At 66.5% G+C, this 15,429-nt stretch carries 9 protein-coding genes and 2 pseudogenes; 6 read left to right on the top strand and 5 right to left on the bottom strand.

What is annotated here, in order from left to right:
• Positions 1–489: 489 nt before the first annotated feature.
• Together FJ309_15575 and FJ309_15580 are read right to left on the bottom strand one after the other, a co-directional pair.
• Positions 490–1,860, bottom strand: a complete 1,371-nt coding sequence (locus tag FJ309_15575) for a nuclear transport factor 2 family protein (GenBank protein ID MBM3956003.1) — start codon at positions 1,858–1,860, stop codon at positions 490–492.
• Between the two features lie 306 nt (positions 1,861–2,166).
• A complete protein-coding gene (locus tag FJ309_15580) occupies positions 2,167–3,762 on the bottom strand; it encodes a sialate O-acetylesterase (protein MBM3956004.1) in 1,596 nt (531 codons plus the stop codon).
• Between the two features lie 282 nt (positions 3,763–4,044).
• Here FJ309_15580 and FJ309_15585 point away from each other — a divergent pair, with 282 nt between their 5' ends.
• The 3 genes from FJ309_15585 to FJ309_15595 all read left to right on the top strand — a co-directional run bounded on the left by FJ309_15585 (position 4,045) and on the right by FJ309_15595 (position 8,157).
• The gene (locus FJ309_15585) at positions 4,045–4,785 is read left to right on the top strand and encodes a hypothetical protein (GenBank protein MBM3956005.1); all 741 of its coding nucleotides are present in this window, start codon (positions 4,045–4,047) and stop codon (positions 4,783–4,785) included.
• A 12-nt stretch (positions 4,786–4,797) separates the two neighbouring features.
• A complete protein-coding gene (locus FJ309_15590; GenBank protein ID MBM3956006.1) occupies positions 4,798–5,703 on the top strand; it encodes a hypothetical protein in 906 nt (301 codons plus the stop codon).
• A gap of 387 nt (positions 5,704–6,090) precedes the next feature.
• Positions 6,091–8,157, top strand: coding sequence for a hypothetical protein (locus tag FJ309_15595; protein MBM3956007.1), 2,067 nt, complete (start codon positions 6,091–6,093; stop codon positions 8,155–8,157).
• Between the two features lie 160 nt (positions 8,158–8,317).
• Here FJ309_15595 and mscL read toward each other — a convergent pair whose 3' ends face one another.
• Positions 8,318–8,710: a large conductance mechanosensitive channel protein MscL gene (mscL, locus tag FJ309_15600; GenBank protein ID MBM3956008.1), complete on the bottom strand. Its 393-nt coding sequence runs from the start codon at positions 8,708–8,710 to the stop codon at positions 8,318–8,320.
• Positions 8,711–9,091: 381 nt separating this feature from the next.
• On the opposite strand from mscL, the gene FJ309_15605 reads away from it, so the two are divergent.
• Positions 9,092–10,216, top strand: a complete 1,125-nt coding sequence (locus FJ309_15605; protein ID MBM3956009.1) for an SgcJ/EcaC family oxidoreductase — start codon at positions 9,092–9,094, stop codon at positions 10,214–10,216.
• Between the two features lie 826 nt (positions 10,217–11,042).
• On the opposite strand, the pseudogene FJ309_15610 reads toward FJ309_15605, so the two are convergent.
• Positions 11,043–11,300 (bottom strand): annotated as a pseudogene (locus FJ309_15610) (isocitrate dehydrogenase (NADP(+))).
• A gap of 111 nt (positions 11,301–11,411) precedes the next feature.
• Positions 11,412–11,507, bottom strand: a pseudogene (locus FJ309_15615) (peptidoglycan endopeptidase).
• A 409-nt stretch (positions 11,508–11,916) separates the two neighbouring features.
• Here FJ309_15615 and FJ309_15620 point away from each other — a divergent pair.
• Together FJ309_15620 and FJ309_15625 are read left to right on the top strand one after the other, a co-directional pair.
• Complete coding sequence (locus FJ309_15620) at positions 11,917–13,227, top strand: tetratricopeptide repeat protein (protein MBM3956010.1); 1,311 nt, start codon at positions 11,917–11,919, stop codon at positions 13,225–13,227.
• Between the two features lie 978 nt (positions 13,228–14,205).
• Complete coding sequence (locus FJ309_15625) at positions 14,206–14,556, top strand: hypothetical protein (protein MBM3956011.1); 351 nt, start codon at positions 14,206–14,208, stop codon at positions 14,554–14,556.
• The last annotated feature ends 873 nt before the right edge of the window (positions 14,557–15,429 follow it).

A 15,429-nucleotide genomic window follows, 5' to 3' on the forward strand; every position in this document is an offset into this window, starting at 1 on the left:
GGTGTAACGATGTCTTGGAAGGAATTCTGACGGGAAAACAGGCCGATTAAGATGCGATTGCCCTGCCCCGCGGCCGAGCCGGGAGTCGCACGGACGAATTCATGGATCGATCCTCCAGACGAAAAGGCAGGGACGAACAGGAATGACGAAACGAAATGAAATCGAGCCTGCAAGCAGGCATCACCGCATCACCAGACGGACGTGCCGCCCATCCGGTTCGATTGACTGAATGCGAAAGACAACAGCGACGGAGCCGAAGCGCGTCGAAAAACACGAGAACTGAACATTCCAACACAAAAACTCGATCCGCAAGCCTCATGCCACGAAAGGATGAAATTCGATTTCCCGATAATGTGGGAAAATGAGGGTTCTGACGCGGGCGCCGACGGCGACCCCTCCTGAAGATGGAGTCCCTGCCGCCCAGCCGGGATGCAGTCATGCCCAGGAAGAGGGCACGACGAAGCGAGTCTGCCAGACCCGGCAGTGTGCTCAGTCGATACGGAGAAATGTGCACGCCGGCGGGCAGACATCCTCCAGGCCGCCGCCGTCGGAGGCGACGACGCACTCGCCGGTGCCGATCCGCTCGAGTTGCATTCGCGCCTGTGTGCCGACGTCGGCACCCTTGCCCTCGACCTCGACCACCCAGCGGTCGCCGGAACGACTCCACACCCCCTCGGCGAATCGCCCCTGCGAGGTGAACAGCCAGGAGCGGATCCGGTCAGCATGCGCATCGAAGGCGATGATTTCGCTCACCTCGCGCGTTCCCGACGAGCCGGGAACGAGGAGCCCCGGAATCGCGCCGTCGCCGGCCGGCGGCGGCGCGGGGGTGCGGTCGGCGGTCACCAGATGCGTGCGGAAAAGAAAAGCCCCGTCGGCCGCCCACGTGCAGCGCGTCACGACCGTCGCGGCGGCGCAGCGCCCTTCCCAGGTGCCGACGAGGAACGCGAGCTCCTCGAGCGGCCGTGCGGCGCGCCGGTCCCGCGCCGTCTTCAGGGGCGCGGGCACCTGGTCGATCGCCGCTTCGCGGACACTGTCGATCTGCCAGCGATCGTCGCGGCGCACGACCACGGCCGACAGGCGCCGCCGTGCCGGCGTCTGCTCGGCGGCCGGCGCGGCGAACGACACTGCCAGCAGCGCGTCGACGACAGCGACGTCGGCATTCACCAGGCGGATCGCCTCGATGTCGAGATCGAGCCGGCCGCTGGGGTCGGTCGCGAACAGCGCCGTGAACAGGTCGCGCATTGCCGCACGGCCGCGGGTGATCTCGCCGGTATCGAGGTCGAGATTCTCGGCCGTCGGGCTCCAATGTGCGGCCAGCGCCACGGCGTCGTGGCGATTGAACGCGCGCGCGTAGTCACGAAGCATCAGGCCGATCTCGGCGGCAGCCGGGCGGGCATCGGCCGGGGCGCCGGGAAACCGGGCGGGTTCGGTCAGGGCAGCGGTCGATGGATGCGGCCGCCGGCGATCCGGGAAACCCTCGGCGTTTCCCGCGGTCGCCGGAGTGGACAAAGGCCACGGAGGGCTTTGTCCACGGACAGCAAGCCTCTCGATCCGGAACGGGCGCGGTGGTGCGATGACGACGGGAATCCGCGCGGTCGCTCGGGGTGCCACGGCGGGTTGACCCCCGGGGGCGCGTGAGCAGCCGCTGCAGGCGATCGCCATGGCGGCGGCCACGGCGACACACACGCCAGCCGTCAGCAGGCGGTCAACCAGGTCTGGCGCCTGAGGATCGGGCAACCGTTGACCGTCGAAGATCTCAACGCTTCGACCGGTCGACACGGCCGACAACGCCCTCCGCTGGCTGTGTCCACAGACAGAGACAGCCAGCGCCTCGCCCAGCGCCCGCGATGCACGCGTCATGCCCCACCTCCCTGGTGCGGGGTGGCTGCAGCGTCCCGTCCCCCGGGAACGCCAGGCGCGTCCTTCGCGCCGACGGCGTGATCCCGGCCCTGCCGGGATCACCCCCACGACCACCCGCCAAAAAAGCTACCCCGTCGGCAGACGGCGGCCCAGCCGAGTTTTGGCGATGGCTTTCCCCCGGGAACCACAACGACCACCACGACTCCCTCTGGGTAGGGGGGATACGGCGGTCACCTGCGCGGACGGCCAGACAGATCGGAACGCTCGGTTCGCGGGCGATCGGGGTTTGCTGTGCTGCGTGGTTGGTTATTGCTTGTCGACGGTCACGCCCGGGAAGTCGTCGGTTCGGAACGGCGTCAGCGGCAGGCCGGCGCCCGAGAACATGTTGCACACCGGGTTGTCGGCCCATGCATAGCGCACCGCCACCGGGTCGGTGACGCCGTCGGCCGAGACCTCGATCCGGCCGTCGGGGAGGATCTTCGCCTTGGCAGCGACGAACTTCTTGTCCGCACCGGCGATCGTGAACCCGCGCGGCTCCGCGACGTCGAACGGCCGCCAGCCGCCGGCGACATGGTCGAACGACAGGACGATCGCGCTCGCCTGCTTCTCCATTCCTTTGTAGAGCGGGCTGCGGGCGACGATGCCCTCCTTCTTGTAGGTCTCCGCCAGGGCCCACCGGGCGAGCCGCTTGGCCACGTCCTGCTTGTTCTTCGGATGGATGTCCTTGCCCTCGCCGATGTCGATGATCACCGCCTCGCCGGTGGCGGGGAGGGCCTTCATCGTCATCGTCTGTGCCTCGCGCAGCTCGGCCCAATCGCTCTCGGCGGGGGCGGCCTGCTCCGCCTTGAAGTCGGCGAGCTGGACCCAATAGAAGGGGAAGTCGCCGAGAGCCCATTCGTCGCGCCACGACTTGATCATGAACGGAAACAGCTCGCGGTACTGGTAGGCGCGACCGGCGTTGCTCTCCCCCTGGTACCAGATCGCCCCCTTGATGCCGTAGCCGATCGACGGCGTCAGGACGCCGGAGTGGATGTTGCCGGGGCGCGCGTTGCCGCGCATCTGGCCGTCGGGGTTGCCCGGCTGCTGCGGCGCGGGCTTCCCTTCGGCCTTGGCCTTCTCGGCGGCCTCCTTCCACTCGGCGAACTTCTTCTCGAACTCCGCCTTGGCGGCCGGATAGTCAGCCTCGAGCTTCTCCCAGCGTTCCATCAATCCCTTGTAGCGCCCGTCGCCGGCCAGCTTGTCGCGCTTCACCCACGCCTCGGCGGCGCTGCCTCCCCAGGCGTTGTTGATCAAGCCGACCGGGACGCCGAGGGTCTGGTGGAGCTGGCGGCCGAAGAAGTAGCCGACCGCGGAGAAGTTGCCGACCGATTCGGGCGTGCAGGCCTGCCACGAGCCGTTGAAGTTCCACTGCGGATCCTGCGTGCCCACCTGGGGCACGGAGATCAGGCGGATCATCGGGAAGTTGGCCGCCGCCTTCTCGAGATCGGGGTCGTTGGAGGCATTCACGCTCCACTGCATGTTCGACTGCCCCGCGCAGACCCAGACCTCGCCGATGAGCACGTCGTTGAACGTGACGGTGTTCTTCCCCTTCACCGTGAGGGTGTGGGGGCCGCCGTAGTCCTTGACGGCGTCGAGGAGAACGTGCCACGAGCCGTCGGCACCGGCCGTGGTAGTGTGGGTTTGGGCTGCCTTGGAACCGTCGCCGAGCGTGACGGTGACGTTCTCGCCGGGATCGGCCTTTCCCCAGACCTTGTTGCGGATCCCCTGCTGGAGAACCATGTGGTCGCCGAACATGTTGTTGAGCGACACGTCGGCCGGCGCGGCGGCAGGCGCGAGGCAGGCGGCGACGAGGGCGAACCGCAGGGTCGAGCGACCGCTGACCCGGGCGACGGTGGAAGTCATGGGAGATGGCTCCGATCTGGCGGGAAGTCGTGTGACGGGTGCCAACAGCGAAGGGGGCCGGTGGAGAGGCGCCAACCGGCGGCGTGAAGATACCGCCTCCCGCCCGGGTCGTCCGGGATCTTTGTGGTGGACGACAGGAGACGACATTCCGGCATCCCCATCACAGGGCCGGCGAAGCCCCCTCCGCCGTCGCCCTCGCATCGGCCCGCAGCCGGAGAGGACGAGCATGTGGCCCGGGCGGAGCAGCGGGTATGGTGACGGTCTCCTCCGTAAGAAACCGCCATGCCTCCGCCACGGGCCGGAACGACGCTGCCAGAGTGGCTCGTGCTGGCTTTTGGGGCCGTAACGCTGTTGATGTCGGTGATTGCCGCCGATGAGCCGGCCGCCGCGGCCCAAGGAGCGGGTTCCCCTCACGCAGGGCGCTGGGAACAGGAAGTGGCGGCGCTCGAGATGCTCGATCGGGAGGTCGCCGAGCCCGGTGGAATCGCGTTTGTCGGTTCTTCGAATATCCGCCTGTGGAAGTCGCTCGCCGACGATTTCCCGGGCTGGCGCGTCCATCGGCGAGGCGTCGGTGGATCGCATCTGGCGGACCTGGCGCCTGTGATCCTCCGGCTGGTGGGAAGCTCACGGCCTGGGGTGATCGTCGTATCGGCGGGAATCAACGACATCCACGCCGGGAGATCCCCCGAGCAGGTGGCCGAAGCGTTCGCCGACCTGGTGGCGACGGTCCGGGCCGGATTACCGGGGACGCGGATCCTGTTTTTGGCAATCGCGCCCAGTTTTGCCCGGTGGAGCGAGCGCGACGAACAGTTCCGGGCCAATGCACTGCTCCGCGAATTCATCGCCAAACAGGCCCCTCGGGCGGATATCGGCTACATCGACGTGGGAGACGCCTACTTGCGTCCCAATGGGCTCCCGGCCCCGGAATGCTTCGTGGACGACGGCCTTCATCCCACCAGGGTGGGGTACGCGCGGCGGGCGGCGTGGCTCAGGCCGTATCTCGAGCGGTGGTTGATCCCCTGAGGAGGCAGTGCCATGGCTGATCCGAAGCCGACGCAAGCCCCATCGAACCCGGGCGAATTCGACCCCCGCGTCTTCCTCTTCGAGGGGGCGTGGCTGCCGTTTCTCCCCGCATTTCTTCGGGAGCCGGTAGCTCGACTGGCCGTGTTCGCCGCCGTCGCCGCGACCGTGATGCTCGGGGTCGCCCCGGTCGCCGACGACAAGGGCGAGGCGTGGCTGGAGGCGAGCTTTGCCCGCACGCTCGCCGCGCTTGCCGCTACCCGGGCCCTCGACAGCGCGATCTCGCTGGCGCAGAGCTCCGAAGTCAGTTTCAGCTTCGGTCCGGGAGGCAGCCTGGGGATCGGGCAGGCGCTGGACCCTGTCAACGACTTGGTGGAGCAGTATGGCTCGCTGCTCCTGACCAGCACCACGGCCCTCGGCGTCCAGCGGTTGGCACTCCAGATCGCCAAGACGCTCGGCTGGTGGCTGTTCCTGCCGGCTCTCGGGGCCCTCTTGGCGGCCCTTGTCGTCGGGGGAAATTCGCGGAAAAGCCTTGTTTCATGGGGTCGGCGGCTGTTCGGCGTGGCGCTGTTCGCGCGCCTCGCGATCCCTGCCGGGGCATGGATCGATTCGCTGGTGGCGGAGCGGTTTTTGGAGTCGAACTACCAGCAGGCGGCGGCTGTCGTGTCGTCGACGACGCAGCGGATCGAGGCGGTCCAAGCCGAGGACCCTGCCGAGCGAAAAGCGTGGTACGAGCGCTACAACCCCGTCGACTACGTCGGCGAGAAGGCGAAACGCCTGTACACTGCGATCGGCGATGTCGGCGAGTCGATCGTGAACCTCGCGATCTACTTCACGATCTCCACGATCATCCTGCCCCTCGGCACTCTGTGGCTGCTGTCGAAGGTGTGCGGCGCGCTATTTTCCCCTCGTGGAGCGTAGCTAGTCGCTTACTAGAAGGGTGGCTCCCGGTATCGGCCGCGATAATTGGATCCCCTATCGTGAGGGTTTCGCCTGACACGTCGCCGCGAAAGCGACGGTTGTGCCGGAAGTGAGCGGTCGTTTTTCCTCATTTTCAGGCCGTTTTCGCAGGTCTGCCGGCCGGCTGCCCTCGGCCGTCATATCCGGCAGGAACCGGCTGGAATCATGCGGAAAAATCGTTTTTGGGCCCTTGAAAGCCGGATTAGTCAACGTAACCTATCCAGCTTACCAGGCGGCCGAATGTCTCGGTCGTCGTAAAAGAAGGGTCTCTTCGACCGACCGACGTGCGGGCGCGTTCGAGAAAAACCTGCTCGGGTCTTCCCTGTTTCTTCCCTTTTGGAGGTGTGCGTGAAGCGCAAGTTCCTGTTTGCTTGCCTCCCCGCGCTGGCTGTGGTGGCGACGTGCACGAGCACGTTCGCCGCTGACTGCGGTGGCTGCGGCGGTTCGGCAGTCATCAGCGAGGGTGGGTATGTCGATGGCGGTGCCGGTGGTGTGGTCATGGCCGGTGGCGACTGCGCCCCCGCAACCAGGACGGTGTACCAGCGTCAGTACGTGACGGAGATGAAGACCGTCACGTCGACCGAGTACACGACGGAGACCCGCGAGCGGACCTACACGGTCAACAAGCGGGTCCCGCGGACGGAGGAGCGGACCCGCACGGTCACCGTGCAGGTTCCCGAGACCCGGACGCGGACGGAGACCTACACGGTCAACAAGAACGTGACGGAGACCAAGACGGCCGAATACACCGTCCAGGTCCCCTACACCGAGACGGTCGAGCAGACCTACACGGTGAACGTTCCGGTTTCGGAGGAGAAGACCTCCACCTACACCGTGATGGTTCCCAAGCAGGAGGAGAAGACCTCCACCTACTCGGTCCAGGTCCCGTACACCGAGACGGTCGAGCAGACCTACACGGTGAGCGTGCCCAAGAGCGAGGAGCGGACGCAGACCTACACGGTGCAGGTCCCCTACACCGAGCAGGTCGAGCAGAGCTACACGGCGTACGAGACGGTGAGCGAGGAGAAGACCTCCACCTACTCGGTCCAGGTCCCCTACACCGAGACGGTCGAGCAGACCTACACGGTGAACGTGCCGGTGCAGGAGGAGAAGACCTCCACCTACACCGTCCAGGTGCCCTACACCGAAGAGAAGGTCTCGACCTACACCGTCAGCGTGCCCTACACCGAGCAGGTCGAGCAGACCTACACGGTGAACGTCCCCTACACCGAGCAGATGACCGGCAGCCGGACCGTGCAGAAGCGCGTCCCGGTGCAGGGCAGCCGCACGGTGCAGGTCCGCGGCGGCAGCTGGCAGACCCAGCAGACCGAGGTCGGTGGCGGTGTCGACTCGTGCGGCAACCCCTGCCCCCCGAAGATCTGCTGCAAGCGCGTCTGGGTGCCGACGTGTGAGACGAAGGAAGTTCCGTACACCACCTACCAGTGCGTGACGGAGGAGGTTCCCTACTCCTACTCGGTGCAGAAGTGCCGCCAGGAGCAGCAGAGCCGGATGATCAACGTGACCCGGACCCGTTCCGAAGAGCGGACTCGCACCTACTCGGTGACGAACTACCGCAGCGAGGAGCGGACCCGTTCCTACACGGTCACGAAGATGGTCCCCGAGACGAAGAGCCGTTCGGTGAACGTGACGAAGTGCCGCTCCGAGGAGCGGACCCGGAACTACACCGTGCAGAAGTGCGTCCCGGTCACGAAGTCGCGGATGGTGACGGTCACCAAGACCCGTCCCGAGGAGCGGACCCGGACCTACACCGTGACCAACATGGTGCAGGAGACCCGGAACCGCTCGGTGCCGGTCACCCGGTACCGCAGCGAGGAGCGGACCCGCAGCTACACCGTCACCACCATGGTGCCGGAGGAGCGGACCCGCACCTACACCGTGACGAAGATGGTGCCCGAGACGAAGACCCGTTCGGTCAACGTCACGAAGTACCGGACCGAGACGAAGACCCGCGAGTACACGGTCACCCGGAGCGTGCCGGAGACCATGACCCGCGACGTCAAGTACACGGTCAATGTCCCGCAGCAGAAGACAGAGAGCTACTCGGTCACGGTCTATGACAACGTGCCCGAGACGCAGACGCAGTCCTACACGGTCCGCGTCCCGCACACGGTCACGAAGGAAGTGCCGGTGCAGAAGTGCATCACCGTGGCCGTCGAGGTGCCGGTGGAGAGCGGCTGCGGCGGTTCGTCGGCCGGTAGCTGGGGCGGCGACGGTGGCTCGGCTGGCGGCTGCGGCGGCGACGCCGGCTGCGGCGATGCCGGTGGCTGCGGTTCCGCGGGCGGCTGCGGCGATGCCGGTGCCTGTGGCGATTGCGGCTCGAGTGGCTCGGCTGGCTGCGGCGGCAAGGCCTGCGGCGGTCGGAAGCGCCTCCTCGGCTGCAAGAAGGGCTGCTGATTCAGGCCCCCGCACTGCGGGCACCTGAGCGAAAAGAAGCGGGCCGGACGGGAAACCGTCCGGCCCGCTCTGTTTTCCCGGGGCGTTTTGTCAAGCGGACGTCCGGCCGAACCGCGGCGTCGAGATCGGCACCCGACCGCGGCCGCAGCTGCCGAACCGCTCAGCCGCGCTGCTTGAGCAGATCGCGGATCTCCATCAGCAGTTCCTGGTCTTTCGTCGGCGGCGGCGGGGCGACCGCGGCTGCCGCGGCCTTCGACTTCATCAGCCAGCCGAGGAACTTGACGATGAACACGAACAGCGCCAGGGCGAGGAGCAGAAAGCTGACGATGTCGCCGAGAAACGCGCCGTACGGCACTGTCTTGCCGCCGATCGTGAGCGCCGAATCTTTATAGCCACTGTCGCCCGGCATGATCAGGCTCACAACCGGCATGATGATGTTGTCGACCAGGCTCGAGACGATCTTGCCGAATGCCCCGCCGATGATCACGCCGACTGCAAGGTCGATGACGTTGCCCTTGAAGGCGAAGTTCTTGAACTCCTCGAACAGCGACAGGGCCTTGTCGGACGGCGTGGGCATCGGGGCTTCTCCTGAGGGATCGACGGCGTTTTCGTCCGTGTCCAACGGTGGCACATTCGGACGATCAATCGGCGGAAGATAGCAGCCGCTGCGCGGAGAAGTCCGCCGGGAGCCCGGGCGCTGCCGGAGTTGTGAAAGAGTCGGCAACTTCCGGCAGTCTCGTCCGGGAAACGTCGGTTTTTCCACATCACTTCGCCGCCCGTCGCCGCCACGGTGCGTGCCGAGCCAGCCCGACGGGAACGCGACCAAGGGACCGGCGAGTCGCTGGTTGACTCGTCTCGTCTTTCCCTATGATGACGGACTACGCCGCTTATCCAGCGCGGAGAAGAATCGCGGTCAACCACAGCGGAGGAGTGCATGTCGTCGCGTCGAGCGCGGTCGCCACAGTGGACAACGGCCATGAAGGGCCTTATCCGCGGACAGATATGGTTGTTGGTGGCGGCGCTGGTCGCCGTCGGGGCGGCGCCGGGGTTCTGCCAGGCGCCAATTGCCAAGCCGACGCCGCAGCCTGCCGTGACCGAGGAGACCAAGCCGGCCGACCAAGCCGCGGTCGATGTCATGATCGTCGAAATCGCTGAACCTCTCGCGGAGCTCGTCGCCGCCGTCACCCGTGAGGGGGAGTCAACGGTCAAGGCCTTCAACGCCGGGGATGCCAAGGCGCTCGGTGAGCTGTTCATGGAACAGGGGGAGTTGATCGACGAAAATGGCACCGTGACCAGCGGGCGGAAGGCGATCACTGCCCTTTTTCAGGCGTTTTTCGAGAAGTTTCCCAAGGCGACGCTGCAGATGGAGATCACCGGACTGCGGCAGGTCGGCGACGACCTGGCGGTCGAGGAGGGTGTGCGCCTGATCACCGTCGACGACGGGCAGACCGCGGCGCAGCTCCGTTATGTCGCGATGCGCGACAAGGTCGGAAATGCCTGGCCGGTCGCCTCCTACCGGGAGTTTGCCGACGATCCGCTGCCCACCCCTGCCGAGATGCTCCAGGGGGTCGCGTGGCTGGTCGGCGACTGGATCGACGAAAGCCCCGAGGGGCGGACCGAGGTCAGCTACCGCTTCAGCGAAGACGGCAATTTCTTGGTCGGTGAATACACGCTGGCGATCGGCGGAATGGAGGCTTCGAGGAGCGCCCAGCGGATCGGCTTTGATCCGATCGAGGGGGTGCTGCGGAGCTGGACGTTCGATTCAGACGGCGGGTTCAGCGAGGGGGAGTGGTTCCCCACCGAGACGGGATGGCTGATCCGCTCCGAGGCGACGCTTCCCGACGGAACGACCGGTTCGGCGACCGTCGAGCTGACGCCGGTCGATGGCGACCACTTCACGATCCGTTCGACCGACCGAATCGTGGCCGGGGCCGTCGAGCCCGACTTCGAGCTTAAGATCGCCCGGCGGCCACCGGCACCCGAGGGGGGGGCTCCGCCGCCGGCTCCGGCTGCAGGTGCGTCAGGAACTCCCACTCCTGCCAAGCCGGCGGGGCAATGAACAGGCTGCGACGGGGAGCGTAGATGGTGTCCGCACGGTGGACGACGGTCGGGATGGTGCGTGAAGCAGGATCCTGCCCATTGGTGACCTCTGTGGCTCGGTTCGGCGACGGTGACCTCTGGGTGACGGTGACCTCTGGGTGACGGTGACCTCTGGGTGACGGTGACCTCTGGGTGACGGTGACCTCTGGGTGACGGTGACCTCTGGGTGACGGTGACCTCTGGGTGATGCGGCTGCGATGAAGTGTTTCCCGCGAGTTTTCAGTGGTGTGTTCCTCTGGCCGGTCGTCGCGGTGGCGGCGCTGACGCTCGTGTTTCCGGCGGTGACTGTCGCCTCCCCCGGACGGGCCGGCGGAGGGGGCGCGCGGCCGTCGATGGGGCGTGTCGGCGGGGGGGGTGCCAGACCGAGCATGCCGCAAGCGTCGCGTCCGGCCCAGGGGATGCAGCGGCCGAGCATGCCCCAGATGTCGCGCCCCAGCCCTGGGGCGGGGATGCAGGGACGCCCGGGCGGAATGGGAATGTCGCCGGGTGCGGCGGCCCAGAGGCCGAGTTTTCAGCGGCCCGGCGGTGCGATGCCCAACATGTCGCGCCCCTCGCTCCCGAGCGCCCAGTCCAGGCCGGCGATGCCGGGGGGGGGGAATGTCCGGGATCGGTGGGAGCCGCCCGGGGCTTGGTGGCATGCGTCCGGGTGGAGCTGGTGCAATCCCGGGGATCGGTCAGCCGGGAGCCGGCGGGTTGACCCGCCCAGCGCTGCAGCCAGGGGGCATCGGCAGCCGCCCCGGTGGACTCTCGGGAGCAGGCGTTCCCGCCGGCCGACCTGGCCTCACGCCGTCGACGCGCCCTGGTTTTACGCCTGGGGGAACGCCGGGTGGCCTCGGCGGCATCGGCAGTCGTCCTGGGGGGCTTGGTGGCGGTGCCGCAAGCCGGCCCGGGGGTGGGTTTTCGACCCGTCCGGCGCCGTCTTTGACTCCGGGTCAGATCGGTGGAGGCAACAGGCCCGGAGGCGGGGGAATTCAAACCGGTCCCGGGGCCACGCTTCCCGGCAGCGGTGGTGGCAATCGCCCGGGTGGGATTGGCGGTGGCATCAATAATTCCCCGCAGACCAAGCCATTTCCGGCTCCGGGGGGCGGAGCGGGGGGCAACCGTCCGGGTGGCATCACCGGCGGCGGTAGTCAGCCACATACCAAGCCGTTCCCTGCGCCTGGTGGCGGCGGGGGCAACGCTGGAAATATCCCGGGCGGTGGCGGGATCAACCGCCCGGGCATCGGCGGCAATCGACCCGGAGGCGGTGGGAATCGCCCGGGAATCGGTGGCAATCGCCCCGATGGCATCGGCAACCGTCCCGATGGTGGCGTCACGACGCTACCCGGTGAAATCGGCGGCGGGAATCGCCCAGGGGGGAATCGCCCGAGCCGACCGGGGATCGGCGGCGATCGGCCGGGAGGCTGGAACCGGCCCGGCGAGGGCGGGTGGAATCGCCCGGGGATCGGCGGTGACCGGCCTGGTGGTTGGAACCGGCCCGGCGAGTGGAATCGGCCGGGCACGATCAACCGGCCCGTCAACAACGGCTCGATCATCGGCAGCGGCAACAACAACTCGATCGGAAACACGCTCAACAACCTCAACGTCAGCAACAATTTCAATACCAACAACTTCAACAACTGGGGCGCCGGCGGTTGGGGGGGCAATACCAACGTCGCCATCGGCGTCGGCGGCCTGGGAGGCTGGGGCCTCGGAGGGCTGGGATACGGTGGAGGCTATGGCTACGGCGGGTATGGCTATGGCTACGGCGGCTACGGCGGCGGCTGGGGAAACGCCTGGAATACCGGCTACGTGAACCCGTCATATGGTTGGTACAACGGCTGCTGGAGTGGAAACTGGGGCAACGGCTACTACGGCGGCTGGGGCGCCCCGCTGGCGTTCGGAGCCGCCACCTGGGGGCTGTCTTCGCTGCTGTCGGGGTGGGGCCTCGGCTACGGCGTCGGGTACGGCGCCAGCTACGTGAATCCCTACTACTCCACCGTCCCCCAGACGGTGGTGGCTTCGAGCCCCTACGACTACTCGCAGCCGATCGTCGTCAACAACTACGTCACCAACGACGGCGCGACGAGCTCGAGCGACTCACAGGGAGGTAGTGGGGCGACTGCCACCGCCACCGCGCAACCCGCTGAAAACCAGGCCACGGCGCTGTTCGACGCGGCCCTGGCGAAGTTCAAGGCCGGAGACTATTCCGCCGCACTCGCCGGCTGCGACAAGGCTGTCAAGCTGTCGCCGGGCGATTCGGTGATCCACGAGGTCCGCGCCCTGGCGCTGTTCGCGCTCGGTCGCTACCCCGAGGCCGCCGCGACCCTCAACGCCGTCCTCGCCTCGGCTCCGGGCATGGACTGGACGAGCATGAGCAGCCTGTATGGCTCGGTCGACGCCTACACGGCTCATCTGCGGAAGCTCGAGGCGGCGTGCAAGGCGAGCCCGGGGGATGCCGCGGCCCACTTTGTCCTCGCCTACCACTACCTCGTCGGTGGCCACGTCGATCTGGCGCGCGAAGCGCTCGCGGTGGTCGTTGCCAAGCAGCCCGGGGATCTGGTCGCCAAGCGCATTCTCGAGGCCCTGGCGCCACCGCCGGAGGAGAAGAGCGCGGAGCAGTCGCCTGCTACGGCCGCTGAGGCGGCGGCGAAGCCGGCTGCCGAAGCGACCGAAACGGCGGCCGCTCCCGGCCCCGAGACCGACCTGGTCGGCGTCTGGAAGGCCGATGCGGGGAAGGACAGCGTGGTGCTCACCGTCCGCGAGGACTCGACGTTCACCTGGAAGGCCACCCCTGCCGGCAAGGCGGCTGTGGAGCTCTCCGGCACGATCGAGACCGCAGCCGACGCCATCGCGCTGGTCACGGACGGACAGGGAACGATGGCCGGAAAAGTGACCTCAAAGGGGGCCGATGCGTTCGACTTCCTCGTGGTCGGTGCCCCGGCCGACGCCAAACCGCTCGAGTTCAAGCGCCAGGCGGCGGCACAGTAGCTTGAGCTTGCCCTCTTCCGAGGCCGCTGGCGCGTCGACGCCGGCCGAGTCTGCGCGATCGTGCGGAGTCAGGGAATCCATCGCCGCCCGGGTCGACCACCCTCCCGGGCTCGCGCGCCAGATCTGTCGAAGGATCACGCCGTGGCCAACGTGATCGGGCGCTGGATGCGGGCGACGGCCCACCGCAAACCCGGCATGGAATCCGCGATCGACTGAGTGGATCAGGGCCATTGATGGCGATGTCCACCGGGGGGCCGGCAGCATGCGGGCAGGCCAGGTCCACCGACACCGGCGCTGGCATCGACTCATCCTCCCGGAACCCCTCGAAAGCCGCTTGAAACGAGGCCGATTACGGCTCCACGGCGGCTCTCGAGGCGGTAATCCACGTTCCAGGCAACCGGATCTCATGTGCGACGCCGATGACTCGCTCTTGCTGAAATGGGGCTGAAAGCCCGAAAAAACACCCAAACTGGCCGCACTCCCTGGCCATACACGGCGTCATCCTCACTTCGACGAACGCTCCGACGCTGCAATCGCTGGCCAACACCCGCTTCGCAAGCCTTTATCGCAACTCTCTTGCGTCTCTTGTGAAGAACCGAGATCGCGAAAATCGCTTGAAATTCGAAGATCGATGCCCGTATTGTGAGGATTTCGTGAGTTTTCAAACCATCTGTTGACGCAGATGGTCCTCATCGCCTACATTGCCCTTGTCGATCGCAGCTGATCGACGCAACTAACTTCTGATTGCTAGGAACCGCTACTGCTTGCACCTCGTCATGTGTTTCGCCGCGTGCGGAGCCACTGACCTTCTTTCAGGTGTTGCGGTTTCGTTTTGTGAGGCCTTGGCCTCACGGCTCTGTTGGTTTTAGGTTCTGCCCGGTAATCGGGTGGCCCTTCTGAAAGATGACAAGCAGTTTGGTTTTCCTCTTCGGTTGATACATGGCGGGTGCTTGCGGTGGCCTAACACCGAGGTATCCGATGCTCTCCACTGTTCCCGAATCAGCGCTGGATCGCACCGAGTCGCGCCGGTTGGCCTTCGCCATGTCCCGCATCGGCGGCTCGCTGATGGGGTCGGGCGCACTCGCCGTGATGGCGATCGCTTGCTTGTTGTTCACGACGGGAATGTCGTCGAGCAACGTCACCGACTCGCAAGCCACCAAGGCGGTCGCGGTTCCTGCCGGTGCGCCGGGTGCCAAGGCGCCGGATTCGACTCGGATGCTGTGGATCAAGAACGTGGTCGATGAGCCCGTCCAGTTCCACACCGATGCCGAAGGCTCGCTCGACGGCCTGACGCCCCGCGCTGGTGCGTCGCAGTCGACCACCTGCTGAACGTCGCGGACCGCCGCGCGTCATCCCCCGTTTCGCCTTCCCGGTTCGTAGCTCGCTTCCACGTTTCGCGTCTACTACTCAACCCCTTTGAAGAACTGGTGTTCATATGTACCGCAGCTCCGTCTTCGTGGCAGCTCGCACCGGCTTCACCTTCCGCGACGCGGTCCTGTGCTGCGTCCCGATCGTCGCCTTCGTCTCGATCCTGTCGCTGGTCTGAATCGGTTCCCGAATGACCATTCCCGTTTCGAGAGCAACAACCCATGAATCCGCTGGTCCACAGGGCTCCCCGATTCCGCACCACTTGGTTTCAGGCGCGGCGGATGTCGGCTCCCCGTCGGTTTCGCGTCGTGTACTTCCGCGTTCGTCGCGCCCCAGGCGGCTGACCCGGAGAGAGCGAAGCGAATTCCTGTGTGCTCGTACTTCGTTCCCCCTCCGCAGACGTCAGAGCCGGCGACCGGTGATTACGGCCCCCGCCACACGCGATCCGAGTGACCAGTCGTCAGTAGGCATCGACAACCCCACGAACCACTCGCTCGACCACGCCAGCACCTCATCGAACAACCTTCCACCACTTTGAGCCCCTCGGTTCCAGCCATGACCTGTCCCCCACGCACCGCCGCACCGATCGCATTCGCCGCGCTGCAACCAGGTGCATGGTTGCCCGACGGGGAGTGTGTGCCTTCATGGAGCAGCGCTACCAGGTCGTCGCTTTCTGTGATCGGCCGCGGGTCCGACGAGAAGCTAGCCCTTATCCAAGCGAATTTGGACTTGCGCGATTCGCGCTGAGCGCATAAAAAACTCGAAATCCCCGACGAATCGCTTGATTTCGGTTGGCGCCACTTCAAGCGACTCGCCACTCCATGAGGAGTTTCG

It is taken from the genome of Planctomycetota bacterium, assembly GCA_016872555.1.
In the GTDB taxonomy this organism is placed as follows: Bacteria; Planctomycetota; Planctomycetia; order Pirellulales; family UBA1268; genus F1-20-MAGs016.

Excerpts from the sequence above, each read along its gene's own strand:
- FJ309_15575 (MBM3956003.1), bottom strand. The coding sequence starts at position 1,860 with ATGACGCGTGCATCGCGGGCGCTGGGCGAGGCGCTGGCTGTCTCTGTC.
- FJ309_15580 (MBM3956004.1), bottom strand. The coding sequence starts at position 3,762 with ATGACTTCCACCGTCGCCCGGGTCAGCGGTCGCTCGACCCTGCGGTTC.
- FJ309_15585 (MBM3956005.1), top strand. The coding sequence starts at position 4,045 with ATGCCTCCGCCACGGGCCGGAACGACGCTGCCAGAGTGGCTCGTGCTG.
- FJ309_15590 (MBM3956006.1), top strand. The coding sequence starts at position 4,798 with ATGGCTGATCCGAAGCCGACGCAAGCCCCATCGAACCCGGGCGAATTC.
- FJ309_15605 (MBM3956009.1), top strand. The coding sequence starts at position 9,092 with ATGTCGTCGCGTCGAGCGCGGTCGCCACAGTGGACAACGGCCATGAAG.
- FJ309_15625 (MBM3956011.1), top strand. The coding sequence starts at position 14,206 with ATGCTCTCCACTGTTCCCGAATCAGCGCTGGATCGCACCGAGTCGCGC.